General features: G+C 69.9%; 19 protein-coding genes and 1 pseudogene. 12 read left to right on the plus strand and 8 right to left on the minus strand.

The features are described 5' to 3' along the window. The 3 genes and pseudogenes from QM782_RS06665 to gatB all read left to right on the plus strand — a co-directional run. A pseudogene (locus QM782_RS06665) lies at positions 1-420 on the plus strand (helix-turn-helix domain-containing protein); the annotation flags it as partial. A 504-nt stretch (positions 421-924) separates the two neighbouring features. Further along, positions 925-1,896 carry an ATP-binding protein gene (locus QM782_RS06670; protein WP_415205603.1) on the plus strand — a complete coding sequence of 324 codons (972 nt, stop codon included), beginning with the start codon at positions 925-927 and terminating at the stop codon, positions 1,894-1,896. Beyond that, a complete protein-coding gene (gatB, locus tag QM782_RS06675) occupies positions 1,893-3,341 on the plus strand; it encodes an Asp-tRNA(Asn)/Glu-tRNA(Gln) amidotransferase subunit GatB (RefSeq protein ID WP_415202131.1) in 1,449 nt (482 codons plus the stop codon). Before QM782_RS06670 ends, gatB begins: the two co-directional genes overlap by 4 nt. Positions 3,342-3,350: 9 nt before the next feature. Here gatB and QM782_RS06680 read toward each other — a convergent pair whose 3' ends face one another. Both QM782_RS06680 and pyrE read right to left on the minus strand, forming a co-directional pair. Beyond that, positions 3,351-4,007, minus strand: a complete 657-nt coding sequence (locus QM782_RS06680) for a DUF4124 domain-containing protein (protein ID WP_415202132.1) — start codon at positions 4,005-4,007, stop codon at positions 3,351-3,353. Further along, entirely contained in the window at positions 4,004-4,720 is a 717-nt protein-coding gene (gene pyrE / locus QM782_RS06685; protein WP_415202133.1) for an orotate phosphoribosyltransferase, read from the minus strand. Before pyrE ends, QM782_RS06680 begins: the two co-directional genes overlap by 4 nt. A 10-nt stretch (positions 4,721-4,730) precedes the next feature. Between pyrE and QM782_RS06690 the strand changes: the two genes are divergently transcribed. Continuing rightward, positions 4,731-5,522: an exodeoxyribonuclease III gene (locus QM782_RS06690; RefSeq protein WP_415202134.1), complete on the plus strand. Its 792-nt coding sequence runs from the start codon at positions 4,731-4,733 to the stop codon at positions 5,520-5,522. A 268-nt stretch (positions 5,523-5,790) separates the two neighbouring features. Here the strand turns inward: QM782_RS06690 and QM782_RS06695 are convergent, their stop codons facing one another. After that, entirely contained in the window at positions 5,791-11,679 is a 5,889-nt protein-coding gene (locus QM782_RS06695) for a DUF3320 domain-containing protein (protein WP_415202135.1), read from the minus strand. Between the two features lie 677 nt (positions 11,680-12,356). On the opposite strand from QM782_RS06695, the gene QM782_RS06700 reads away from it, so the two are divergent. Beyond that, positions 12,357-13,697, plus strand: a complete 1,341-nt coding sequence (locus tag QM782_RS06700) for an amidase (protein ID WP_415202136.1) — start codon at positions 12,357-12,359, stop codon at positions 13,695-13,697. Here QM782_RS06700 and QM782_RS06705 read toward each other — a convergent pair whose 3' ends face one another. Further along, entirely contained in the window at positions 13,698-14,093 is a 396-nt protein-coding gene (locus QM782_RS06705; protein WP_415202137.1) for a RidA family protein, read from the minus strand. A gap of 93 nt (positions 14,094-14,186) precedes the next feature. On the opposite strand from QM782_RS06705, the gene creB reads away from it, so the two are divergent. Continuing rightward, positions 14,187-14,963, plus strand: a complete 777-nt coding sequence (gene creB / locus QM782_RS06710; protein ID WP_415202138.1) for a two-component system response regulator CreB — start codon at positions 14,187-14,189, stop codon at positions 14,961-14,963. Further along, positions 14,960-16,408: a two-component system sensor histidine kinase CreC gene (gene creC / locus QM782_RS06715; RefSeq protein WP_415202139.1), complete on the plus strand. Its 1,449-nt coding sequence runs from the start codon at positions 14,960-14,962 to the stop codon at positions 16,406-16,408. Before creB ends, creC begins: the two co-directional genes overlap by 4 nt. 39 nt (positions 16,409-16,447) lie before the next feature. Here the strand turns inward: creC and QM782_RS06720 are convergent, their stop codons facing one another. Continuing rightward, complete coding sequence (locus QM782_RS06720) at positions 16,448-17,845, minus strand: serine hydrolase (RefSeq protein ID WP_415202140.1); 1,398 nt, start codon at positions 17,843-17,845, stop codon at positions 16,448-16,450. A 180-nt stretch (positions 17,846-18,025) separates the two neighbouring features. Between QM782_RS06720 and QM782_RS06725 the strand changes: the two genes are divergently transcribed. The 4 genes from QM782_RS06725 to QM782_RS06740 are packed head-to-tail and all read left to right on the plus strand — an operon-like array spanning position 18,026 to position 22,656. Continuing rightward, positions 18,026-20,116 (plus strand): VIT domain-containing protein, encoded by a 2,091-nt coding sequence (locus QM782_RS06725; protein ID WP_415202141.1) that lies wholly within the window; start codon positions 18,026-18,028, stop codon positions 20,114-20,116. After that, the gene (xrtQ, locus tag QM782_RS06730) at positions 20,113-20,976 is read left to right on the plus strand and encodes an exosortase Q (RefSeq protein ID WP_415202142.1); all 864 of its coding nucleotides are present in this window, start codon (positions 20,113-20,115) and stop codon (positions 20,974-20,976) included. The genes QM782_RS06725 and xrtQ overlap by 4 nt, the downstream gene beginning before the upstream one ends. Beyond that, on the plus strand, positions 20,960-21,538 hold the full coding sequence (locus tag QM782_RS06735) for a hypothetical protein (protein ID WP_415202143.1): 579 nt from the start codon (positions 20,960-20,962) through the stop codon (positions 21,536-21,538). The genes xrtQ and QM782_RS06735 overlap by 17 nt, the downstream gene beginning before the upstream one ends. Beyond that, a complete protein-coding gene (locus QM782_RS06740; RefSeq protein WP_415202144.1) occupies positions 21,538-22,656 on the plus strand; it encodes a biosynthetic peptidoglycan transglycosylase in 1,119 nt (372 codons plus the stop codon). The genes QM782_RS06735 and QM782_RS06740 overlap by 1 nt, the downstream gene beginning before the upstream one ends. A 58-nt stretch (positions 22,657-22,714) precedes the next feature. On the opposite strand, the gene QM782_RS06745 is transcribed toward QM782_RS06740, so the two are convergent. From QM782_RS06745 to QM782_RS06755, 3 genes are all read right to left on the minus strand, one after another. After that, positions 22,715-23,185 (minus strand): pyridoxamine 5'-phosphate oxidase family protein, encoded by a 471-nt coding sequence (locus QM782_RS06745; RefSeq protein ID WP_415202145.1) that lies wholly within the window; start codon positions 23,183-23,185, stop codon positions 22,715-22,717. Between the two features lie 43 nt (positions 23,186-23,228). Continuing rightward, the gene (locus QM782_RS06750) at positions 23,229-23,651 is read right to left on the minus strand and encodes a PaaI family thioesterase (protein ID WP_415202146.1); all 423 of its coding nucleotides are present in this window, start codon (positions 23,649-23,651) and stop codon (positions 23,229-23,231) included. A gap of 446 nt (positions 23,652-24,097) precedes the next feature. After that, a complete protein-coding gene (locus tag QM782_RS06755) occupies positions 24,098-24,589 on the minus strand; it encodes an acyl-CoA thioesterase (protein WP_415202147.1) in 492 nt (163 codons plus the stop codon). A 77-nt stretch (positions 24,590-24,666) separates the two neighbouring features. Here QM782_RS06755 and QM782_RS06760 point away from each other — a divergent pair, with 77 nt between their 5' ends. Continuing rightward, positions 24,667-25,941: a hypothetical protein gene (locus QM782_RS06760; protein WP_415202148.1), complete on the plus strand. Its 1,275-nt coding sequence runs from the start codon at positions 24,667-24,669 to the stop codon at positions 25,939-25,941. Positions 25,942-25,951: the final 10 nt, after the last annotated feature.

Consider the following 25,951-nt stretch of genomic DNA (forward strand, 5'->3'; position numbering starts at 1 on the left):
ATGGATGACCTGTCTTTATTGCTGGAGAAGCTTGCACAGCTGGTTGCTCAAAGCCGGTTCGAGGAACTGGAAAGCGACACAGTCGAGTTCAAGCCGTGTCCTTCGACAAGCCAGGACTGGACGGAACGCTATAAATCCGTCAACGCTTTTCTGAACACGCGCGGCGGCGTACTGGTGCTGGGCATCAAAGAGTCCGGGCAGGGCCGTGAACGTCGCTACGAAGTGACTGGCTATGACCCTGCAGTAGAGCCCAAATTGCTCGATCTGCGCCACGTGTTCACGGATGCAGACAAACGGCCTTTCGATGTGAATGAGTACCTGCCACCCGTGGAGATCATTCCATTCATGGGAAGCCGGATTGCAATTCAGCGCGTCGATGAACTGCCAGCGGACAAGCGCTTTCTCTTCTTCAAGGGAAAGGCGTACCGGCGTCACTTGACAGGTGATCATGCAGTCAAGCAGGCGGAGCTCGACCGGCAAACAGAATTTCTGGAAGAGATTTCCCAGGCACGAGAGTTAGAGCCCCTGCATGGCGAAGGACTCGAAAGCGTCGACCTCGACCGGCTGAACGAATACATCATTCAGCTCAACAAGCTTCAACGCATCGAGAACCTGAAACCCTCCCTGCAGGAAGCAATCCCGTTTCTGACGCGCAAGCGGTTCTTGATCGATGGCAAGCTCACGATACTCGGGGGGCTGGTCTGCGGCGCTTATCCAGGCGACCTCCTGGGATTTCGCGCCCATGTGCATGGCTACGTGAATGCCGCACGAACAGACAGTGTCATTGTGCAGGACAAGCAGGACATCGTCGCCAACGTTTTGCCACTGCTGGAACAGGCCAACGCATACGTCCTGCGCAACATCCACGTGGGCGTCGGCACATCGAAGGGCGGCGTTGCCAGTTCTCAGTATCCAGAAGCGGTCTTGCGGGAGACGATCAACAACGCACTGGCACACCGCGACTATTCGATCAACAAGCAAGTCGTCATCTCCATTACCCCGGGGCGGCAACTCGAAATCTCCAATCCCGGACGTTTCCGAGATCAGTTGCTGCTCAACCATCCCCAGATCGGTTCCTCTCCTGCCCCCCCCCTGCTACGCGTCGTCCCCGAGACGAAGCCGCGCAACCCCCGGCTGGCAGACGTGCTGCGGGTCTACAGAAAATGGGAGGGCCGGGGCATCGGCATGTCGACGCTGGTCAACCTCTGCCTGGAAGACAAGCTCAATCTTCCGTACTTCAAGTTCAAGTCGGACGAAGTCACTCTAGTTCTGCAAGCCGGCAACTTGCTCGATGAACGGATGCAGGAACTGTTCGATTCGCGTGATGCCTATATCGCGAAGAAGCTGGGCTCTTTCGATGAACTCAGCACGGAAAAGAAGGCGGTCTTGGCCTACTTGATCAAGAGTGAATGGGCGAACACCGAAGGCAAGTATTGTGTCTTGCTGACGTCTGACAACAACCATGCACAAGCAATCAAGACGCTCGAGGCGGCACGCCTGATCGAGCGCGACAGCCGCAGTACTGAGCTTTACCCAGTCTACGTCGCCGACCGGAATTTGCTGTCCGACAACTTCGAGGCCGAACTGCGCAATATTTTCGGCAGCGCTCTTGACGATCTTGCGCTGCTATGGCGCAAGGTGCTTGCGGTGATCTACCGGTACAACCATTTCAGTTCCCGCCGGACCATCAGCGCAAAACAGGCCAGCTTCGCCCTCTGGGCAACGGAAGGAAACGACCAGCGCGACATCCGCTCGTTCGACTCCTTCAACCGCAACATCCGAAGAGTGTTCAATCAGTTGGAAAGCATGGGATTCATTGAAAGAGAAACCGAGAATTCCAGGGGATACGTTCTTTCATCGAATCTAAAAAACACACAAAGGACGCTGTTTCAATGACCGCACCCCTCGTCCACGGCTACGAAGTCGTGATCGGCTTCGAGACCCATGCCCAGCTGTCGACGGCCAGCAAGATCTTCAGCCGCGCCTCCACGGCCTTCGGCGCCGAGCCCAACACCCAGGCCTGCGCGGTGGACCTGGCGCTGCCCGGCACGCTGCCCGTCATGAACCGCGGCGCGGTCGAGCGCGCGATCCGGCTCGGCCTGGCGCTGGGCGCGACGATCGCGCCGCGCAGCATCTTCGCGCGCAAGAACTACTTCTACCCGGACCTGCCCAAGGGCTACCAGATCAGCCAGTACGAGATCCCGGTCGTGCAGGGCGGCTCGGTCAGCTTCTACCTCGGCGACACGCCCAAGACCGTGCGCCTGGTGCGCGCGCACCTGGAGGAGGACGCCGGCAAGTCGCTGCACGAGGACTTCGCCGGCCTGAGCGGCATCGACCTGAACCGCGCCGGCACGCCGCTCCTGGAGATCGTGACCGAACCGGACATCCGCTCCTCCGCCGAGGCCGTGGCCTACGCGCGCGAGCTGCACAAGATCGTGACCTGGATCGGCATCTGCGACGGCAACATGCAGGAGGGCAGCTTCCGCTGCGACGCCAACGTCTCGGTGCGCAAGCCCGGCCAGCCGCTGGGCACGCGGCGCGAGATCAAGAACCTGAACAGCTTCAAGTTCATGCAGCAGGCCATCGATTTCGAGGTGCGCTGGCAGATCGAGCAAATCGAGGACGGCCACGCGATCCAGCAGGCGACCGTGCTGTTCGACCCCGACACCGGCGAGACGCGGGCGATGCGCACCAAGGAGGACGCGGCCGACTACCGCTACTTCCCCGACCCGGACCTGCCGCCGCTGGTCATCGCGCCCGAATGGATCGAGCAGGTGCGCGGCGCGATGCCCGAGTTGCCGCGCGCGATGGCCCAGCGCTTCGTCGCCGACTACGGCCTGCCGGCCTACGACGCCGCGCAGCTGACCGCCAGCAAGGCCACCGCCACCTACTTTGAGCAGGCCGCCCAGGCCAGCGGCCAGGCCAAGCTGGCCAGCAACTGGGTCATGGGCGAGATCTCGCGCCGGCTGAACGCGGGCGAACTGGCCATCGAGCAGGCGCCGGTGTCGGCCGCGCAGCTGGCCGCGCTGCTGGCCCGCATCGCCGACGACACGGTGTCCAACGCCGCCGCGCGCCAGGTGTTCGACGCGCTGTGGAACGGCGAGGGCACCGAGGTCGACGCGCTGATCGAGGCCCGCGGCCTGCGGCAGATGAACGACGCCGGCGCGCTGCAGGCCATCGTCGACCAGGTCGTCGCCGCGAACCCCCGGAACATCGAGGAGTTCAAGGCCGGCAAGGACAAGGCGCTGAACGCGCTGGTCGGCCAGGTCATGAAGGCCAGCGGCGGCAAGGCCAACCCGGCCCAGGTCAACGCGCTGCTGCGCGCGCGGATCGGCCACTGAGAACGCGGCTCAGCGCGGCGCGCGGGTCGACGCGGCCTGCTCGGCCCACAGCTGGCGCAGCCGCGCCAGTTCCTCGTCGTAGCGCTCGTTCACGCGGCGGCGCTCGGCCTCCTGCTCGGCGATGAAGCGCCGCTGCTGCGCGACGGCGGCGTCGTGCTCCTCGACCTGGCGGCGCAGCGGCGCCGGCACGCGCTCGGGCGTGTTGACGTAGAACTCCAGCTCCTGGTCCAGCCGGATGCGCTGGCGCGCGAGCTCGGCCAGGCGCTGGTGCGCCACGTCCAGCCCGCCGTCCACCAGGGCCAGCGCCTCGGCGCGCGCGCGGTCGTGCGCGGCCTGGTCGCGGTAGCGCGCCAGCAGCGCGCGGTTGCGGCGCAGCTCCTCGCCGGCGCGGCGCTGCTCTTCGGCGGCACGGTGCTCGCGCGCCTCGATCGCCTCGCGCTCGGCTGCGGTCAGCGACGGGCCGATCTGGCGCCGCACCGTGCCGCTGGGGTTGAGTTCCTTCTGCACCCGGTCGATGCACTCCAGGATCGGCCGGTCCGAGGTGATGCGCCGGCCCTGCGCGTCCACGCAGGTGTAGATCGAGCCCTGCGGCTGGGCCTGCGCGCCGCCGATTGCGCCGGCGGCCAGTGCGGCGCCAAGCAGCAGCCGGCCCCGGCGCGCGGTCACGGGGCCCCGTCTTCCAGCACGCCGTAGCGCTGGCGGTAGGCCAGCACGCGGCCATGGTGCTCGGCCAGCGCGGCCTCGCCGCCCTTGGCCAGGTACTGCAGCAGGTCCTCCAGCCGCGCGATCGCGCAGACCTGCAGGCCGAGCTGGCGCCGCACGTACTGCACGGCGCTGTGCGGCACGTCGCGGCCGCCCTCGGTGGCCATCTCCTGGCGGTCCAGCGCGATCACGACCGCGTGCGGCGCGGCGCCGGCCGCGCGGATCAGCGCGATGGATTCGCGCACCGCCGTGCCGGCCGACATCACGTCGTCCACCACCAGCACCCGGCCCTGCAGCGGCGCGCCGACCAGCTGGCCGCCCTCGCCGTGGTTCTTGGCCTCCTTGCGGTTGTAGGCGAACGGCAGGCTGCGGCCGCGCCGCGCGAACTCCACGGCCAGCGCCGCGGCCAGCGGGATGCCCTTGTAGGCCGGGCCGAAGATCATGTCGAAGCCGATGCCGCCGGCCTCCAGGGCCGACGCATAGAATTCCGCGAGCCGGGCCAGCTTGGCGCCATCGTCGAACAGGCCCGCGTTGAAGAAATACGGGCTCATGCGGCCCGCCTTGGTCTTGAACTCGCCGAAGCGCAGCACGCCGGTCTCGACCGCGAAGCGCACGAAGTCCTGGGCCAGTGCATCGTTCCGGCCGGCGCCCGCGGCGCCGGTCCTGGGTTCCAACATGGGAGCTTCCTTGTTCAAGTTGACCAGCCTGAATCTCAACGGCATCCGTTCGGCCGCCACCAAGGGCGTGGAAGCCTGGATCGCCGCAACGGGCCCGGATTGTATTTGCGTACAGGAGGTCAAGGCGCAGTGGGCCGACGTGCAGGGCCGCTTCGAGCAGCTGGCCGGCCTGCAGGGCCATTTCCACTTCGCCGAGAAGAAGGGCTATTCGGGCGTCGCCATCTACACCCGGCATGCGCCCAGCGAGGTGCGAACCGGCTTCGGCGCGCCGGAGTTCGACGCCGAGGGCCGCTACCTGGAACTGCGCTTCGACACGCCGCAGCGCAAGTTCTCGCTGATCAGCTGCTACTTCCCCAGCGGCTCCTCCGGCGAGCTGCGGCAGGCCGCCAAGTTCCGCTTCCTGGACCTGTTCGACCCCTACCTCGTCGCGCTCAAGCGCGAGCGCGAGTTCATCCTGTGCGGCGACATCAACATCGCGCACCGCGAGATCGACCTGAAGAACTGGCGCAGCAACCAGAAGAACAGCGGCTTCCTGCCCGAGGAACGGGCCTGGATGACCAAGCTGCTGTCCGAGACCGGCCTGATCGACGTCTACCGCCGCCTGCACCCGGAGACCACCAGCGAGTGCTACACGTGGTGGAGCAACCGCGGCCAGGCCTGGGCCAACAACGTCGGGTGGCGGCTGGACTACCACCTGGCCACGCCGGCCACCGCCGCGCACGCCCGCACCGCGGCGATCTACAAGGACCAGCGCTTCTCGGACCATGCGCCGCTGACGGTCGAGTACGAATTTGGGATTTGAGCGGGGCGGGGGCGGGCGGCTTGCGGGGCGTCGCGGCTGCGGGGGCTGCGGGCTTGGGTTGTCTGGTTTGCAGCGATTGCAGTCGCTCACCTCCAACTCGCCAAAGGCAGCTTTATGAAGGATTGCTGAAACCATTGACGCATAGCACAGCGCCTGAAGCTGCATATGCGCGCAGTTGTCACGCTTGAGTTCAACAACCACCAATGTGAACTGGAGCGACCCTATCAAGTAAACAGAAATGAAGAGATCGACATGAGGCTGAGGCGTGTCAGGCCATCAGACGTATGACATCGCCGTCAGTCGACGCGATGCCAAGGCTCACGAGCAAATCAGCAGCGGCCAACGTTCGTGTCTCCGCCTCTGCGGTCAGTCGACTGGTGCCCAGCATCCGGCAAGTGATTCGAGCAAGCTCCAGCTTGGTCGAGCCACCTGCCTGATCCAAAATATGCCGCATCAGGGATGCGATCTCTTCAAGTGACACTTCGGCGATGGCGCGGCGAGAGCGCTCGTCGCCATCCGACACGCGGAATGGGCACAGGTGCGCAGGCGAAGTGCCACTGGCCCAGTAGAAGGTGCGCTCCCCATCCACCGTCTTGACGATGCTGGAGGGTGTGAGCCGGCGAAGACGATCAACGATCCGTGTACCGGTTCGTTCAAGGCCCCAGGCGCGCGCCACTCGCCTGAAGAGAACGCTTTCAAGAATCGGACCTTCCTTCTCAATAACAAAGGTCAGTTGACGCTGGAGTGCTGCTGATGCCGCCGCCTCGTAGAAAGAGTCTGGTGAGCCTTGGTCAAGCTCCGCCGGCCGATAGATTGGCAATGTCGGACTTGTCGATTCAGCGGTGGAGAATGGGTCGTCAACGTCGGCTGTGGGCCGTGAGGAAGTTTCGTCAGCCGCTTCAGCGACCTCCGCTACCTCTGGTGCTGACTCCGCAGGATCCGGCGCCTGAAGAAGGGACTCGAGCTTGGCTACTAGCTTTTCGATCTCGCGCTCAGGATCCAGCCACCAGTCTGTCGACCAGATTCTGTACAGCCGCCATCCAAGCCCTTCAAGAATGTGATGGCGAAGACGGTCACGATCTCGAGCAGTCGCGGCGGAGTGATAGGTCGCGCCGTCGCACTCCACGCCTGCCAGATATCGACCCGTCGCGCGAGGGTCCACGATGCCGAGATCGACGCGATACCCTGAGCAGCCGACCTGAGGGTGCACAACCCAACCACGGTCACGAAGCATCTTGATGACTGCGACTTCGAATGGACTGTCTGGCGCGAGCCCGGTGGGAAGCGCCTGCTCAACAATGGCGCGCGGCCCACGCAGTGCGAACTCCAGATAGTGCTTCAGATCGCGCACGCCTGCGGCGCGGACGCGATTCAGATCTATCTGTTCTGGTTTCAGCGTGCTGAAGATGACTACGCCGTGCCGAGCACGCGAAACGGCGACGTTCAGTCGCCGATGGCCGCCTTCGCCATTGAGCGGTCCGAAGTTCATCGTCACCTTGCCCGCAGCATCGGGACCGTACGTGATCGAGAAGAAGATGAGATCACGCTCGTCACCCTGTACGTTCTCCAGGTTCTTCACGAACAGCGGCTCCTGCGAAGCTTGAGCAAGCGCCTTGTCCAGATTGACGTTCGCGCGCCGACGAGCGTCCAGGAGATTGAGGATGAGCGATTGCTGTGTGGAATTGAACGTGACCACGCCAACGGTCTTTCCTCGCCCGCCTTCTTTCAAGTAATGCTGCTCGATGGCATCCACGATCGCGTCAGCCTCCGCTCGATTGGTGCGCGAGCCGCCCCGATCGTACACGCCATCGACTTTCTGCAGTCGAACCGCCACGTCGTCCGTGACCGGCGAGGGGAAGGTCACCAGCTCTGAGTCGTAGTAGTGAACATTGCTGAAAGTGATCAAGCTTTCATGCCGGCTGCGATAGTGCCACTTCAGGCTCTTCCTGTTCATGCCGGCGCCCAGGCATTCGTCCAGGATGCTCTCCAGGTCGTCGACCTGCTGGCCATCACCGGTGGTGTCACCACTGTCACCACTCGAGAAGAAGCTTGTCGGAGGCAACTGCTTGGGGTCGCCCACGACCACCAACTGTTGACCGCGGGCGATGACGCCCACAGCATCCCAGACGGCGATCTGCGACGCCTCGTCGAAGACCACCAGATCGAACTGGGAGTGTCCGGCCGCCAGATACTGCGCGACGGACAACGGGGACATCAGCAGACAGGGCTTGAGCTTTGGAAGCAGCGTTGGCATGCCCTGAACAAGCTGCCTGACAGGCATGTGGCGACGCTGTTTCTGCAATTCCCTGCGCAGTTTTCCCATTTCACTGTCGGCGCCGACCATGGCCGAGGTCGCCGACGGCACCTTGCCGCTGAGCGTTGCGGCGATGTAGCTTTGCGTCAACCCTTGGAACTTTGAATCTGCCGCCCGGAACTCCTGGATCTTGCGCTCATGGTCCGCGCTCGAAAAACCGCGCAAAACAGGGTCGACGTCGACCACCCGCTTGAGCCACCAACTGCGGTAGCTGTGCTCGAAATGAGCTTCGACGCCAGACAGTGGGATTTGTCCGGATTCGACGGTGGTAACAAGGCCTTGAAGGCCTTGAGCGACGGCTGCGTCGCGCACGCTGCGCCACAGGCACCAGGACTGCAGTGCCCGCTGCGACTGCTGCCAAGCTAGGAGTGTCGACTGCAGCCGTTCGAGAGCACCGTTGGCTTCCGCCGCGCCCGTCAATGATTTCGTCGGCATTGCCAACTCACTAACAGCTTGAAGACCCGCGAGCAGATGTCGGTGTGCCTCTCGGAACTCGATCAGGCTGCGGCCCACCGCGCCTGAGGGTTCAAGCCGCGCCCGTTGCTCGCCGACCAGCGGTTCCAGCCGCTGCTTCAGGTTCTCGTTCAGAGCGTGGTCGCTGCCTGCAAGTCGCACGCAAGCGTCAGAAAAGTCCTTTGCCCAACTGGCGTGACTTTCCACGGAACCCCAGTCCGTACTCAAGCCTGCGTAGGCCTCTTGCAGCAAGCCTTCCGCTTCAGGTCGCATGCCCAGGAGGGCCTGATCTTCCTCGTTCACGTCGGCCAGCGGCACAAGTGCTGTATCCAGCATCGACGCAAGCGGTGGGCGACCATCGTCTCTTACGGATGCCAGTCGACCAAGGACTGAGCGCTTTGCAAACCAATTCTTTGGCCACCAGGTGTTGACGGCTTGAGCCCACTGCCCACGCAGCTCCACGGCATTGAGCTTGGCAAACTGGACGCTCCAGCCGGGGCCGAGACGATCCCAGTGAGCTTGGCGGGCACGACCATGCTTGGTAAGTGCCAATATACGGGCTCTCGCGTCTGCGTCATGCGCCTTGCGCGCCAGTGACTGAGGGACCTTCGGCGCAGCCATGAGGATGTCAGCAAGGTGATCCAGTGCAGCCAGCATCTCGGTACTCACACCTGCTTCTGGCAAGCCCAGGGTCATTGCTACAGGCGCCAGCTTTTTCTTCAGTGTCTCTGCCGAGGCATTCAGCTGTGCACCGGCGTTGACCAACTGGTCTTGCCAGGATGGAGACCAATCGGCCTTTCCGATGAGTGCGAGCGGATGGCCTTCCAGTTGCGGTAGCGCTTGACCCAATGCGGAAATCCGCCGAGCGAGTTCGCGAAGCTTGTCGAGATCGTCTTGACTGTGGACTGCCGCATCCGTCCATGGCATCGCCGAGCAAGGCGCGCCATGGTTTTCTAGACAGGTACCGATAGCTGTGAATGGCGTCAGCCCGTTCGGGTGTTCGCGGTGGAGGGCGTCAACGACACCATTGAGTTCGCTGCGCAGGGACGCCAAGCGCTCTGCCTCACGCGACCACTCGCTCTCCGTCTTCTGCCCGCTAACTTCAAGCGCTTTGCCGAGCTGTGCAAGGACTTCGGTCTTCTTGGCCTTGGAGGAGTGAAGCTCCAGGCAAAAAGGTGCCAAGCCAATGTCAGTGAGGCGGCGATGGACGACTTCCAGCGCAGCCATCTTTTCTGACACGAACAGGACCGTGCGTCCCTTGGCCAGGCTGTGGGCAATAATGTTGGTGATGGTCTGGCTTTTGCCCGTGCCGGGTGGCCCCTCAAGAACCAGGTTGCGCCCGGAATCGATGGCGCAAATCGCATCGAGCTGTGATGAGTCGGACAACATCGGGGCAAAGATGTCCTGAGGGCGATAGGCATCGTCCAGCCGAATGCCGTTGCCCTCAAGTCGCTCAACTGCAAATGCCTCACCTGGGTTCTCGATGAGGTGCTTCACAACCGGATTCGCCTTGAGCTGCTCCGTTCGGTCCTGCAGATCCTTCCACATCAGGTACTTGGTGAAGGAGAAGATGCCTAGGTGCGCTTCGTCCAGGACCTCCCACTTCGGAATGTCGCGAACGGCGAGTCGAAACGCTTGCAGGATACGCTGAACGTCAACACCCTTGTCGTCCGTCGGCGCCGTGTCTAGGCCACGCACCTTCAGCTCGAACGCACTGCGCAGAAGCTGAAGAAGCGTGGGATTGACGATGGCTTCGTCGTCATGCCGAGACAGTCGAAAGCCGCTCCTCACGGATTGGCGAGAAAGCGTGACCGGAATCAGCAGGATTGGAGCGACGTGCGAGGCCTCGGACTTCTCTGCTTCAGTCCATTTCAGCAAGCCAACGGCCAGGTACAGCGTGTTGGCACCGCCTTCTTCAAGGCCGGTCTTCGCGACGGAATGAATGCCCAGCAGATTGCCATCGAGCGTCTCCGCACGCATGCGAGCAATCAGCTCCTTGTTTGCCAGTGACTCACTGGCCATGTCGTCCAGAGGCGCACTGCCGTTGCGGCTGGCGTGCACCTGAGCGACCCTCGGGTCGCCCCCTTCGGCAAAGAAAGTGGGCAGCGGCTTGATGCTGAACTCCTGCCCTTCGGCAAGCGCATCCTCCAGCGCGGCCAAGTCAGGCGCAACAAACTGCAGCGTTGTCTTGGTCGTCTTGAAGTTCAGCAGCCGATTGCGCAGCGTCAGGTCTAGCAGTCGTGCTTTCCACTTGGCGAGCCGCCCCTCCGGGGTGTCTTCAGCGGCAATGTCTATGGGCGCCAGTGAATCCGGGTCCAATGGCGGAAGGAGGGGCAACGGTTCAATCGCATCCGGCTCGATGAAGGTGTCATCCGCGACGGCCCTGGCTGCGGTCACCCGGCTCGGCAAAGGACGAATCTGCGCGCCCCGCGCCATGAAGACATCTACCGCGAACAGGAACTCGCTAGATTCGAGATGCTCCTGTCCGCGTTCCATCGCGTGACGCAAAGAGGGCCGGTGGCTGGGGTGCATTGCGACACCCGTGGTCTCAAAAGCGACGAACTCGCCGGTGGCGATGCGCTTGCGGACGTCCTGCGGATCGTCGAGCAGGGGATGGGCGAAGGACGCTTGATGAAGCCAAACACCTACCCATGCGTGTCCCTGTTTGACGAGTACCACAGACCTCAGACCCGCCTGCTCCAGGCAGGAGCAGAAGAGCATGACCAAGTCCAGGCATGTGCCAACCTTCGTCTCCAAGATGCGATCGGGCGTGCGAATCTTTTGGCCGTCGTTGCCGAAGGACGCTGGCGGCTCCGCGTACTGCAAGCCTTCTGCGGCGAGCGTGCTGTAGATCGCCGAAACCTGCTTCCATACGACCTCTCGATTCTTCGATTGATAGCCGTCCATGGACAGCTCCGGGTGCGTCTTGCGCAACAACTGAGAAGCCTTGCCCACAAGGACATCCACAGAAGGGTTGTTCGGCATCGAGAACGCAGCGAGCAACTCGGGCAGCGCTCGGGTCCCTGCCCACTGGTCATAGGCCAAGACTTGCACCGGCCGCACCGCGCGCTGAAGCTCTTCACCCTGCACCGTGGCCACGGCTGTGATAGAGGCAGTCAGCCCTTCCTGCTGGTCCGAAAGAAAGGCATGGTCCGCATGGAGATCAACTGGCGCGATAGTGCGTGACTCATGAGGGCCGAGCCTATCGAATCGGAGCTTTGCGCCCCTTGCGAATGACGGGTTGCAAGAGAGCACCAACTCAATGCCACTCAGCGGCTCGTCGCCTCGGTTCGTTATTCGAATTGACCGGATGACGGGAACTGAGTTTTGAATAGAGGCATAGCCCACGGTGGCATCTGCTTCAATATCGATGACTAGACCGTCGGTCACGGTCAACTCGTCCGGCGCAAGAGTCGGGGGGGCGTCCATTCGTCGTCCTTAGTGCTCTTATGAATGTAACGTTTGCACACAAATGGCGCACCGGAAATACCCATTGAACGTTCGGCACATCTGCTGATGCACGGAGTCTCTGAGCGCTCAAATGTGAAAAATGTCACGCCACATGATCTTGCGTCGCACAATCTTGCGTCATGTTCTTGCCATCGGCATTTGCAGTAGTCAACGCCCCGGGAGCCGTCTCCACTGCCGTGCCGGCCCCGTCTGCAGCCTCCGCCGCAGCCGGCCGTTAGGGCGTGGGAATCAAGCCGTGCTGGCAGCTGCGCATTCCACAATTGCTGCTGTGGGTGCAAGCCGGTCTTGTCGCTGCTGCCGGTCAAAGCAGTCCTTCACCAACGGGGGCGCGACCGGCAGTTCGCAGCCTGCAGCAGTCACATAGCCCGTCGTCCCACCGGATTGTTCTTGGCCTCCGCCCGAAAAATCCGCACGCACTGTTCGCGGTCCTCATTTGCCTCCACCCAGACCAGGCACCCACGTCTCACGACATACGCCCCGCCGCCGCGAACCGGACCACCACCGCGTTTACGATGCACCCCCGCCCCAGGAGCCCGCATGCCCCTCGCCTCCGACCACGCCCCCACCACCGCGCGCCCCAGCGCCGCGCCGCAGCCATGACGCGCCCCGTGATCGCCGCCATGCGCGCGCGGCTCGACGCCGGCGGCACCTCGCACGAGGCGCTCGTCGACCAGGCGCTCGCGGGCGCCGCCGCGCCGGCCGCCGAGCACGTGTTCACCCGGCTCTACGCCGACGCCGCGCTGGCCGCCGCGCGCCACGCCGATGCCGCGCGCCGCGCCGGCGTGCGGCCGCCGCCGCTGGCCGGCCTGCCGGTATCCGTCAAGGACCTGTACGACGTGGCCGGCGAGACCACGCTGGCCGGTTCCGTGGTGCGCCGTGGCGCGCCGCCCGCCGCCGGCGACAGCCTGGCCGTGCAGCGCCTGCGCGCGCAGGGCGCGGCCATCGTCGGGCGGACCAACATGACCGAGTTCGCGTTCTCCGGCGTGGGCATCAACCCGCACTACGGCACGCCGCGCAACCCGGCCGACCCCGGCGTGGCGCGCATCCCGGGCGGCTCCTCCTCCGGCGCGGCGGTGGCGGTGGCGCTGGGCCTGTCGGTGCTGGGCCTGGGCTCGGACACCGGCGGCTCGATCCGCATCCCGGCCGCGCTGTGCGGCATCGTCGGCTTCAAGAGCACGCAGGCGCGCACGCCGCGCACCGGCGCGTTCCCGCTGTCGCGCACGCTGGACACGGTGTGCGCGATGGCGCGCTCGGTGGACGACTGCCTGGCGGCCGACGCCGCGCTGGCCGACGCGCCGCTGGCGGTGCGCCGCCGCCCGCTGCAAGGCCTGCGCCTGGCCGTGCCGCGCACGCTGATGTTCGACGACATCGAGGCGCCCGTGGCCCAGGCCTTCGAGCGCGCCGTGGCGCGCCTGTCTGCGGCCGGCGCCATCGTCGTCGACACCACGCTGGCCGAACTGGCCGAGATCGCGCGGATCAACGCGCCGGGCGGCTTCTCGCCCATCGAGGCCGCGGCCGTGCACCGCGACGCCATCGCCACGCGCCGCGCCGAGTTCGACCCGCGCGTGGCCGCGCGCATCGCGCTGGGCCTGTCGGTCGGCGCGGCCGACTACATCGCGATGCAGGACCGGCGCCGCGACTGGATCGCGCGCATGGAGCAGGCGCTGCAGGGCTTCGACGCGCTGCTGTGCCCCACCGTGCCCATCGTGGCGCCGCCGATCGACGCGCTGGCCGCGGACGACGCCTTCTTCCGCGCCAACGGCCTGCTGCTGCGCAACACCTTCGCCGTCAACTTCCTGGACGGCTGCGCGTTCAGCCTGCCCTGCCACGCGCCGGGCGACCTGCCGGTGGGGCTGATGCTGGCCTCGGTGCACGGCGACGACGCGCGGCTGGCGGCGGTGGCGCTGGCGGTGGAGGCGGCGCTGGCGCCGCGCTGATCAGCTGCCGGCCGGCGGCCGCCGCGCCGTCACCTCGATCTCGATCTTCATGCGCGGATCGACCAGCCCGGCGCTGATCATCATCGCGGCCGGCTTGACCTCGCCCAGGTACCGGCGCATCACCGGCCAGCACTGCGGGAACAGGCTGGCGTCGGGCAGCACGTAGGTCACGCGCACCACGTCCGCCAGGCTGCCGCCGGCCTGCGCCAGCGCGGCGGCGATGTTGCGAAAGCACTGCTCGGCCTGCGCCACGATGTCGCCGGCGATGGTCATCGCGGCGTAGTCGAAGCCGGTGGTGCCGGAGACGAAGATCCATTCGCCGTCGACGACGGCGCGCGAATAGGCCATCTGTTCCTCGAACGTCGAGCCGGAGCTGATGCGGATGCGTGCAGGCATGGGTTCCCTCGATGCGCCGGCGGCACGGCATGGACGGGATCGCCGCGGCGCGCAGCATACGCGGCCGCCGGGCGGCCTGATTACCATGCGCCCATGTCCGCTCCCGCCCCCGTCGCGCGCGCCCGCATCCTGATCGCCGAGGACGAGTCCGGCATCGCCGACACGCTGTGCTACGTGCTGCGCGCCGACGGCTACGAGCCGGTGTGGTGCGCCACCGCCGGCGAGGCGCTGGCGCAGTTCGGCGCCCGTCCGCCGGCGCTGGCGATCCTGGACGTGGGCCTGCCCGACATGAACGGCTTCGAGCTGTTCCGCCGGCTGCACGAGCTGCCCGGCGCCGAGGCCGTGCCCATGCTGTTCCTGACCGCGCGCAGCGACGAGATCGACCGCGTGGTCGGCCTGGAGCTGGGCGCGGACGACTACGTCGCCAAGCCGTTCTCGCCGCGCGAGCTGGTGGCGCGCGTGCGCACCATCCTGCGCCGCAGCGCGCGCGCCGATGCGGCGGTGCCCGTGCCCGCGTCCGCACCCGCGCCTGCATCCGCGCCGGCCGCGCCGCCGGTGTTCCAGGTCGACGGCGAGCGCCGCCGCATCCGCTACTACGGCCGCGCGCTGGAGCTGTCGCGCTACGAGTACCGGCTGCTGGCGCTGCTGGTGCAGCGGCCCGGCCGCGTCTACACGCGCGAGGAGCTGCTGGACATGGTCTGGGACGACCACGCGCAGAGCCTGGACCGCACCGTGGACGCGCACGTGAAGACGCTGCGCGCCAAGCTCAAGGCGGTCGCGCCCGGGGTCGAGGCGATCCGCACGCTGCGCGGCGTGGGCTACGCGCTGCACGAGGACCTGCCGCCCGCTTCCGCCCGCGCGCCGTCGTGAGCCGCCGCACGCGCATCTTCCTCGGCATCCTGGCGATCTACTGCGCGGGCATCGCCTTCCTGCTGTTCCGCGTGGTCGGCGACATCGATCCACGCTACCGCGAGTCGGCCGAGGAGTCGCTGGTGGACACGGCCAACCTGCTGGCCAGCCTGATCGAGCAGGACGTGCAGGGCGAGCGCATCGACGCCGCGCGGCTGGCGCCGCTGGTGCAGTCGCTCTACGCGCGCCAGTTCGACGCGCAGATCTACGGCCTGCGCAAGACGCGCGTGGAACTGCGCGTCTACGTGACCGACGCCGAGGGCCGCGTGCTGTTCGACGCCGACCGGCAGGGCACCAACCGCCACCTGGGCGAGGACTTCATCGGCTGGCGCGACGTGCGCTACACGCTGGACGGCCTGTACGGCGCGCGCACCTCGCGCGACGCGGCCAACGACCCGGCCAGCTCGGTCATGTACGTGGCCGCGCCGATCCGGAGCCGCGACCGCGTGACCATCGGCGTGGTCAGCGTCGGCAAGCCGCTGCAGAGCTTCGGCCGCTTCGTGCAGGACGCGCGCTGGCGCACCATCTGGGTCGGCGTGGGCTCGGCCGCGGCGCTGCTGGTGCTGTCGCTGATCGTCTCGGCCTGGCTGGTGCGCCCGTTCGGCCTGGTGCGCGACTACCTGGCCTGGGCGCGCGGCCAGCCGCGGCTGCGGCCCGGCCCGATGCTGCGCCATGCCGCGGCGCTGCTGCGCGCCGGCGTGCACGAGACGCGCGACGCGCTGACCGGCCGCAACACCGTGGCCGACCACGTGGCCACGCTGACGCACGAGATCAAGAGCCCGCTGTCGGCGATCCGCGGCGCGGCCGAGCTGCTGGAGGACGCGGCCATGCCGGCGCCGGAGCGCGAGCGCTTCCTGGCCCACATCGCGCGCGAGACGCAGCGCATCCAGGAGATCGTCGACCGCATGATGGAACTGACCGCGCTGGAGAGCCGCCGCGTGCTGGCGCACGCCCGGGCCGTGCCGCTGGCGCCGCTGCTGGAGGAGCTGGCCGCCGGCCACCAGGCGGCCGCGGCGGCGCGCGGGCTGCGCATCGAACTGGCGCTCGCAGCGCGGCCCACGGCCTGGGGCGACCCGTTCCTGCTGCGCCGCGCCGTCAGCAACCTGCTGGCCAACGCGCTGGACTTCGCGCCGGCCGGCACGGCGGTGGCGCTGGCGCTCGACGCCGACGGCCGCCAGGCCCGCATCACCGTGCGCGACCACGGCCCCGGCATCCCGGACTACGCGCGCCACCGCGTGTTCGAGAAGTTCTATTCGCTGGCGCGGCCCGCCAGCGGCAAGAAGAGCACCGGCCTGGGCCTGGCCTTCGTGCGCGAGATCGCGCAGCAGCACGGCGGGCAGGCGCGGCTGGAGAACGCGGCCGGCGGCGGCGCGCTGGCCACGCTGGTGCTGCCGCTGATGCGGTAGGGCGGTGCCGGCGGGGCACGGGCGCGGGTGCGGCAACCGCTACTCGCGCACGGCCCGCATCTGCTGGCCGCCCTGGAACAGCAGCAGCGCCGGCGGCACGCCCTGCTCGCCTTCGAACGCTACCTCCAGCGGCGTCACGCGCGCGAAGAAGCGCCGCGGCCCCTGGGCGAACAGCTCGAACTCGCCCTGCCCGGTGGCCTGCGCGAACAGGCGCGCGCCCTCGGCGCGCAGCTGCAGCTTGAACTGCGGCGTGAACGCGTACACGCCCGTCAGCGGCGCCACGGCGTCGGCGGGCAGTTCCATGGCCGCTTGCCGCGTGGCGGCGAAGTCCTTGGGCGGCACCTCGGGCGCCGCCAGGTGCAGCGCCAGGTCGCCGACCTCGGTGGCCGCGCCGGACAGCACGGCCGCGGCCGTGCGGCGCACCGGGTCCAGCCACAGCGAGGCGGCGAAACCGGCCGTGGCACCCTCGTGGTTGAACAGCGTGCGCCCGTCCAGCGGCGCCAGCAGCCAGGCCAGCCCGACCGGGTTGATCGGTCCCGGGCCGTCGCCATGGCGCTGCAGGCACAGCGTGAAGGCCGGCTGCAGCGGGTGCTCGAACGCGCCCAGCGCGGCCTGCGCATAGCGCTGCAGGCCGCGCGTGCAGCCCAGCAGCGCGCCGGCCCCGGCCATGGCCGGCTCGAAGTGCCAGGGGCCGGCGGGCCGGCCGTCGGCGTCGTGGCCCTGCACCGTGCGGCGGCCGGCCGGCGCCGCGAAGCCGATGTCGGCCGCCAGCCCCAACGGCTGCAGCACACGGCGCGCGAGCAAGGCGGGGTAGTCGCCGGCGCCGGCGCGCAGGGCCAGCGCCTGGCCCAGCAGGCCATAGCCCAGGTTGGAATAGGCGTACTGCGTGTCGCGCGGCCGGCTGCCGCGCCAGCCGCGCAGGAACAGCGCCATCTCGCGCCAGCCGTAGCCGGCATACGGGTCTGCGGCGCCGGCCGTCAGCAGGTTGCCGGGCAGGCGCGGCAGGCCGCTGCGGTGCGTGGCCAGGTCACGCCAGCGCAATGGCTGGTCCCGGCTGTCGCGCAGCCGCAGGCCGTCGGGCAGCACGTCCTCGACCGCGTCGTCGAGCCGGATCTCGCCGCGCACCACGGCATCGGCCAGCAGCAGCGCCGTGAAGGTCTTCGTGATCGAGCCCAGCGCGAACAGGTCGAGCGCGTCCGGCAGCGGGCCGCGCACGGCCGCGCTGCCATGCTCGGCCTGGCCTTGGCGGATGCGCATCGCGGCCAGCGCGACGCCCTGGTGCTGCAGGCGCCGGGCCAGCAGCGGCCCCAGCGGCCCTTCGGAACGCGGCGTCGGCGCCGCCTGGGCCAGCGACGGCCCGGGCCAGGCGCCCTGCAGCGCCAGCGCGGCGGCGGCCTTCAGGCTGGTGCGGCGGGTCGGAACAAGCGCAGAAGTCATCATGGCGAGCGTCGGCTGGCGGCAACGGCCCCGCAGTGTAGAAGCAGGCTAGAAGCAGGCCGGCGTCACCGGCACTTCACACAGGCTTCACAGACGCGGCAAGGCTTCGAACGGCCTTCTCACGCGCCGCCCACAGTCCGCGGCGTGCAGCTTCGCACGGCAACCCAGCGGCGGACACCCATGAACACCTTGCTCCTGCTTCCCCAAAGCGCGCTGTGGCGCTGGCTCGCCAGCGCGGCACTGGCCGCGTACGCGGCCCTGCTCCACCTGCCCCTGCAGGCGCAGACGCGCGCCGAAGGCCCGCGCCAGCAGACCGAGAGCCCCTATTTCTTCGTGCGCGGCGGCATGCCCGGCGTGGACACGCTGCCGCTCGAGAGCACCGCGGTCGAGGTGCAGGTCTCCGGCGTGATCGCCGAGGTGCGCGTGGTCCAGCATTACCGCAACCGCGGCACGGCCGCGATCGAGGCCGATTACGTGTTCCCAGGCTCCACACGCGCGGCCGTGGGCGGCCTGCAGGTGCGCATCGCGGACCGGCTGGTCACGGCGCAAATCCGCGAGAAGCAGCAGGCCCGCATCGAGTACGACACGGCCAGGCGCGAGGGCAGGACCGCCGCGCTGCTGGAGCAGCACCGGCCCAACGTGTTCCAGATGCGCGTCGCCAACATCCTGCCCGGCGACGCGGTGCAGGTGGAGCTGCGCTACACCGAGCTGCTGCTGCCGCAGGACGGGCGCTACCAGTTCGTGTTCCCGACCGTCGTCGGCCCGCGCTACGCCAGCGCCGCCGTGCCGGCCGGCGACGGCGCGCCCTGGGCCGCGCAGCCCACGCTGCCCGCCGGCGCGCCGCCGGCCAGCCGCTTCACGCTGCAGGCCCGGCTGGACGCGCCGCTGCCGCTGCACGACATCCGCTCGCGCACGCATGCGATCGCGGTGGACCAGGCGCAGGACCGGCCGACCCATGCGCGCGTCCGGCTGGCCGTGGACAGCGGCCCGGCCAACGACCGCGACTTCGTGCTCGACTACCGCCTGGCCGGCGACCAGCTCGCCGCCGGCCTGATGCTGGCGCCGGGCCAGGGGCCGGATGCGGAGAACTTCTTCCTCGCGCTGGTGCAGCCGCCGCAGGCCGTGGCGGCCACGCAGGTGGTGCCACGCGAGATCGTGTTCGTGGTCGACGTCTCCGGCTCCATGCACGGCTTTCCGCTGGACACGGCCAAGGCCATGCTGCAGCGGCTGGCCGGCGGCCTGCGGCCGACGGACCGCTTCAACCTGCTGCTGTTCTCCGGCAGCAGCCGCATGCTGGCGCCGGCGTCGGTGCCGGCCACGCCCGCGAACATCGGGCGCGCGCTGGCCATGCTGGCCGCGGCCCAGGGCGGCGGCGGCACCGAGCTGCTGCCGGCGCTGCGCCGCGTCTACGCCAGCCCCAAGGCGCCGGACGTGTCGCGCACCGTCGTCCTGGTGACCGACGGCTACGTGACGGTCGAGCAGGAAGCCTTCGCGCTGGTGCGCCGGCACCTGGACCAGGCCAACCTGTTCGCGTTCGGCATCGGCTCCTCGGTCAACCGTGCGCTGATCGAGGGCCTGGCGCGCGCCGGCGGCGGCGAGCCCTTCGTCATCACCGACCCGGTGCAGGCGCCCGAGCAGGCGGTGCGCCTGTGGCGCATGGTCGAGGCGCCGGTGCTGACCGGCGTGCGGCTGCGCTTCGAGGGCCTGGACGTGTACGACCTGGAGCCGGCCGTGCAGCCCGACGTGCTGGGCGAGCGGCCGGTCGTGGTGTTCGGCAAGTGGCGCGGCCCGGCGCAGGGGCGGCTGGTCGTCGAAGGCCAGGGCGCCGACGGCCCCTGGCGGCAGGCCGTGCCGGTGCCGCCGGCGGCCGGGCCCGGCCAGGGCGCCGCGCTGCCGGCGCTGTGGGCGCGCCAGCGCATCGCGCAGCTGACGGACCAGGAGGCGCTGGACGGCGGCGACGCGCTGCGCGCCGAGATCACGCGGCTGGGCCTGGCCCACGCGCTGCTGACGCCGTACACCAGCTTCGTCGCCGTGGACCAGGTGGTGCGCAACCCCGATCCGGCCGGCACCCCGCATGTGCAGCAGCCGCAGCCGCTGCCGCAGGGCGTCGGCCCGCTGGCGCTGGGCGAATCCGCCGCCGTGGTGTCCGGCGTGGCCGTGCCCAGCACGCCCGAGCCCGGGACGCTGGGCGCGGCGCTGGTCGCGCTGTCGGTGCTGGCCCTGCTGCACCGGCGCGCGCGCCGCACCCGGGCCGGGAGGTTCACGGCATGAACGCCCACGCGCTGGTCCGCAGCCCGCGCTTCGTGCGCTGGGGCATCGCCGTCGACCGGCTGCCCGCCGGCGCCTGGCTGGCGCTGCAGGCCGTGGCCCTGCTGCCGGCCTGGAGCTGGATGGCGCGCCGGCTGGCCGACGGCTCGGACGACCCGCTGGGCCTGCTGGCCGTGGCCGCCCTGGCGCTGCTGGCCGTGCACCACCGGCGCGCGCTGCGGCCGTCGCCGGCGCTGGGCTGGCTGGCGCTGGCCACGCTGCTGACGCCGGCGGCCGCGCTGGCGCGCCCGGCCCTGCCGCCGCTGGCGGCCAGCCTGCTGGCCGTGCTGGCGCTGGCCTGCGCGCTGCTGGCCTTCCTGCCGCGCCGCGTCGCCGCCACGCCGGTGCTGGGGCTGGCGGTGCTGGCGCTGCCGCTGCTGTCCTCGCTGCAGTTCTATGCCGGCTATCCGCTGCGGGTGCTGACGGCCGAGGCCTCGCGCTGGCTGCTGGCGCCGTTCTTCACGGTCTGGCGCGAGGGCAGCACGCTGCTGGTGGACGGGCGGCTCGTCGTCGTCGATGCGCCCTGCTCGGGCGTGCAGATGGCCTGGCTGGGCTATGCCACGGCCTGCGCCGCGGCGCTGTGGTCGGGCCTGCCCGACCGCGCGGTGCTGGCGCGGCTGCCGTTCGCCGGCCTGGCGGTGCTGGCCGGCAACGTGCTGCGCAACAGCCTGCTGGTCGCGGCCGAGGGCGCCGGCCGGCCGCTGCCGGCCTGGGCCCACGAGGCGCTGGGCCTGGTGGTGCTGGCGGCCGTGTGCGGCGCCATCGCCTGGCGCATGCAGCGGCCGCAAACGTTCAACGGAGATCGCCATGCCCAGCCGGCTTGAGGCCTTGTTCGCGAACCGCTTCGTGCACCGCGTGCTGCACAAGACGGCCTTCGGCGCGGTGCTGGCCGCCAGCGCCGCCTGGTCCGCCATGCAGGCGCTGGCGCTGGCGCTGGCGCCGGCGGCGGCGCCAGCACCCCGGGCGGACTGGGAATGGCCGGCGCAGTGGGACGGCGCGCCGCTGCGCCCGCTGGCGCCGACGGCCGTGGAGCAGCGCTTCGCGCGCCGGTTCCCGGGCGCGCTGCTGCGCGCCACCGACGGCCGCCGAGCGCTGGTGCTGCGCCACGTGGACGCGCCCACGCGCATGCTGCACCCGGCCGCGGACTGCTACCGCGCGCTGGGCTGGCGCATCGCCGGCCCCGGCCTGGAGCGCGACGCGCAGCAGCGCCACTGGCGCTGCTTCACGGCCCGGCGCGACGGCAGCGTGCCGCTGCGCGTGTGCGAGCGCATCACCGACGCCCGGGGCCAGGCCTTCACCGACACCTCGGCCTGGTACTGGGCGGCCCAGCGCGGCCGGTCCACCGGCCCCTGGCTGGCCGTGACCACCGCGCAGCCGGTGCCCTGATGCGCCGCGCCGTCCCCGCGCTGCTCGCCCTGGCCGCACTCCTGCTGGCGGCGGTGGCGCTGCTGCTGCACCTGCTGGCGCCGCGGCCGGGGGAATGGGCGGCGACGCTGCCGGTCGGCCCCTGGCAGGTCCGCGCCGGCGTGCCCACGCTGCTGCGCCTGGCCACGGCACCGGCCTTCGCGGCGTGGCTGGACGGGCGGCGCTTCGCCACGCGCTGGGGCCCGGTGCACTGGCAGTGGTCGCGCGCCGACCGCAGCCTGCACCTGGCGTGCGCGCCCTGCCGCGTCGCGCTGCCGGCGCTGGGCGACGCGCCGGTGGAGCTGCCGCGCCTCGCGCTGGCGGTGTTCCGCGACGGCGAGCACCTGCACGGCGTGCTGCGCGCCGACACCGGCACGGAAGGCGGCCCGGCGCTGCAGGCCTGGTTCAGCGGCCGGCTGCGGCAGGACGGCCTGGCGCTGCGCCTGCGGCTACCCGGCACGCCGATCGCCGACGCCTACGCCGTGCTGGCCCCGCGCCTGCCCGAGCTGGCGCAGGCCCGCATCGGCGGCCGCCTCGCGCTGCAGGCGGCGTGGGACCTGCCGGCCGGCCGGCTGCGCATCGCGCCGCGGATGGACGGCTTCACCGTCCAGGGCCTGGGCACCGGGCTGCTGGCCGATGCCGTCTCCGCCTGCGGCCCGCCCAGCCGGCTGCGGCGCGGCGACGTTCTCGCGCGCGCCGTGCTGGCCGCCGAGGACCAGCGCTTCTTCGAGCATCCCGGCTACGACCTGCAGGAGCTGCAGGCCGCGCTGGCGGCCAACCGCTCGGCTGGCGGCGTGCGCCGCGGCGCCAGCACGCTGAGCCAGCAGCTGGCCAAGCGCCTGGTGACCGGCGGCGAGCGCCGCCTGGAGCGCAAGCTGCGCGAACTGCTGTACGCGGTGGAGATGGAGCAGACGCTGGGCAAGGCCCGCATCCTGCGGCTGTACCTGGACAACGCGCCGTGGGGCGCAGGCGTCTGCGGCGCCGAGGCCGCCGCGCGGCACTACTTCGGCCGCGGCGCGGGCGAGCTCACGCGCGCGCAAGCCACCTGGCTGGCCGGGCAGCTGCGCCGGCCGCACGGGCCGGACCGCCCGGCCGACTGATTAACGCACCAGGGCGCGCCGGGCCCCGGGCACGCCCGGCGCGCCCCCGCCGCCGCTACTACGCCATCACCTCGGCATAGCGCGGCGCCAGGATGGACGTCGCATCGCCCAACCCGCCGACGAAGCGCACCGCGCGCACCGCCACCTGGAACAGCGAGAAGTCGGCGAAGCCGAAGGTCTCCGCGCTCTCGGGAAAGCGGGCCAGGTAGCACGCGCGCGCCTCGGCATGCGCCGCGCCGTCCGCCGCCAGCGGCGTGGCGCGGCCCTGCACGCTGGCGCGCGGGCGCTCGCGCGCGGACGGGGCCGCGCCTTCCGGCGCCACGACCAGCAGCGCGACGGCCGGCTCGGCCAGCATGTCGGCCGTGTGCGTGGCCAGGCCGCTCACGTGCAGCACGAAGCCCCGGCCCTGCGGCAGCAGCGCGTACGGCACCATGGACACGGCCGGCGCGCCGCGGTGCAGCGTGGCCAGCGCCGCGACCTGCTGCGACAGCAGCAGCCCGCGCAGGACGGCGGCCTGCTGCGGGTTCATCGGATGCGGCCGCCCGGCGGCGGCACGGCACGCGGGGGCGTCGTCACGGCGCCGGCGCCCGCTCGACCAGCTTGAAGGTGCCGGTGGCCAGCGTCAGCAGCGTGCCGTCGGCGTCGCGCGCCTCGCCGCGCACGAAGCACAGCGACTTGCCGCGCCGCTCGCAGCGGGCGGTGGCGATCACGTCGCCGCGCGTGCCGGCCACGTAGTGCAGCACCAGGTCCACGGTGATCACGCCGTAGCGGCTCGGGGCGTGCGCACGCGCGGCGCAGGACAGCACGGCGTCCATCAGCACCGCGTAGGCGCCGCCGTGCACGTCGCCGCGGCTGTTGGTGTAGCGCGGATCGGCGGGCATCAGCACGGTGGCCTGGTCGTCGCCGATGCGCACGCCGCGCAGGCCGAAGGCCTGGGCGATGGGAATGCGCAGGCCAAACAGGGTGTCGGGGGCTTCGAGGCTGAACGAGTTCATGGCTGCGGTCGGAAGGGAAGTCGTGACGGGGCCGCAGCGTACCGCAGCAGCAGCCGCGCCGATCAGAAGCGGTGGATGGATCGATCGCGCCCACGACGGAGGGCGACGGGCCGCAGGCGCAGGGCGCCGCCCTGGCCCTGGCCGGTGCCAAGGCAATCACGGCAACGCCCGAACGGGAGGCGTGCCCCGGCCCGGACACGGCGATGGCGATGCACGCGGACGCTCATCGGGGGCCTCGAGCGGGTGTGGGGGATCCGTTCACAACGCCTTGTTCTTGATGCCTCGGACCGACTCGGGTCGCCCGAGCGCCGTCCCTTGGGCCAGTCCATGCAGCCCGTGCGTGGGCACTGGGCGCAGGCGTTGGACCGTCCTTTCTCGCAGCCCGAACGGTTGCAGGAGCTTGCGGTTCGCATCGACAAGCATGGGCGTGAAGGGACGTGTTCGACTCAAACCTTGTCGGCCTGCGCGCGGATCTCCGCGGAGCGCTGGGCCAGCTCGTGGCGCAGCTGCTTGCGCGCCTGCGCCTGGGCGTGGCGGCGCCGCTCGTCGGGCGAGAACGGGCGCAGCGGCGCCACGGGCACCGGCTTGCGCTCCTCGTCCACCGCCACCATCGTGAAGAAGCAGCTGTTCACGTGGCGCGAGGCCTGGGTGCGGATGTCCTCGGCGATGACCTTGATGCCGATCTCCATCGAGGAGCGGCCGGTGTAGTTGACCGAGGCCAGGAAGGTCACCAGCTCGCCGACCTTGATCGGCTCGCGGAACATCACCTCGTCCACCGACAGCGTGACCACGTAGCAGCCCGAATAGCGCGCCGCGCAGGCGTAGGCCACCTGGTCGAGCAGCTTGAGGATGGTGCCGCCGTGCACGTTGCCAGCGAAGTTGGCGGTGTCCGGCGTCATGAGCACGGTCATCATGAGCTGGTGGGCGGGCAGGTCCAAGCGGGTTCTCCGGCAGCGGGTGGGGCCGCGGATTGTCATGCGAAAGCCGTGCCAGGGCCATGCCGTAGCATGCCGCGATGCGTTTCCTTGCCAAGAGCCTCGCCGCGCTGCTGCTGGCGGCCGCCGTCGTCCTGCCGCTGGGCGTGGCGGGCCTGCTGGCGCTGGCCTGGTACTGCAGCGACGAGGCGCCGGCCGTCGCGCGCGCCGCCGCCACGCCCGCCGAGGCCGCCCGCGCCAGGCAGCTGGCCGCGCGCAGCGATCCGCGCCGCGCCCCGCCCGGCGTGCTGCGCACCATCACGCTGACGCAGGAGGACCTGGACCTGCTGCTGCCCCACCTGGCCGCGCACGCGGCCAAGGGCCAGGCGCGCGCCGAGCTGCAGCCCGGCCGCGCCCGGCTGCGGCTGAGCCTGCCGCTGCCCAGCAACCCGTTCGGCCCCTGGCTGAACGTGCAGGCGCAGCTGGTGCAGGCCGGCGACCTGCCGCAGGTGCAGGACATGCGCCTGGGCCGGCTGGCGCTGCCGCAGCCGGTGGCCGACTGGCTGCTGGCGCGCGGCCTGGGCTGGCTGCAGCGCCAGCCCGGCGCCGAGGCGCTGGATTCCATCGCCCAGGTGCAGATCACGCCCGACGCGCTGCGCATCGCCTACGCCTGGAACGACGGCGCGCCGGCCGCGCTGAAGGCCGCGCAGGCCGGCCCGGAGGAGACCGCCCGCCTGCGCGTCTACCAGGAGCACCTGCAAGCAGCGGCGGCACAGGCGGCCGCGCCGGGACAGCCGCTGCCCGCGCTGCTGCAGCCGCTGCTGGAGCTGGCCGGCCGCCGCGCCGCCGGCAACGCCGCCGCGCGCGCCGCGGAGCAGCGCGCCGCGCTGCTGGCGCTGGCCTTCCACGTCAACGGCAAGGGCCTGGCGGCGATCGTGCCGGCGCTGGCCGATGCGCCGGCCCCGCTGCCGCGCAACGTGCACCTGGCCGGCCGCAGCGACCTGGCCCAGCACTTCGCCGTCTCGGCGGCGCTGGCCGCCGTGGCCGGCACGCCGCTGGCCGACGCCGTCGGCCCGTACAAGGCGCAGGAAGACGCCGGCCAGGACGGCGGCGGCTTTTCCTTCGCCGATCTCGCGGCCGACCGCGCCGGCGCGCGCTTCGGCGCGCTGGCCGTGGCGGCGGACCAGGGCCGGCTGCAGCAGCGCCTGGCCGCGGGCCTGACCGAGCAGGACCTGCTGCCGCCGCTGCGCGACCTGCCCGAGTTCCTGCCGCAGGCCGTGTTCGAGCGCCGCTACGGCGAGGTGGGCAGCCCGGCGTTCAAGCGCATGCGGGGCAACATCGACCGGCGCATCGGGGTGCTGGCGCTGTACCGCTAGCCGGCGCGGC

This window comes from Pseudorhodoferax sp. (genome assembly GCF_047601025.1).
Taxonomy (GTDB): domain Bacteria; phylum Pseudomonadota; class Gammaproteobacteria; order Burkholderiales; family Burkholderiaceae_C; genus Pseudorhodoferax.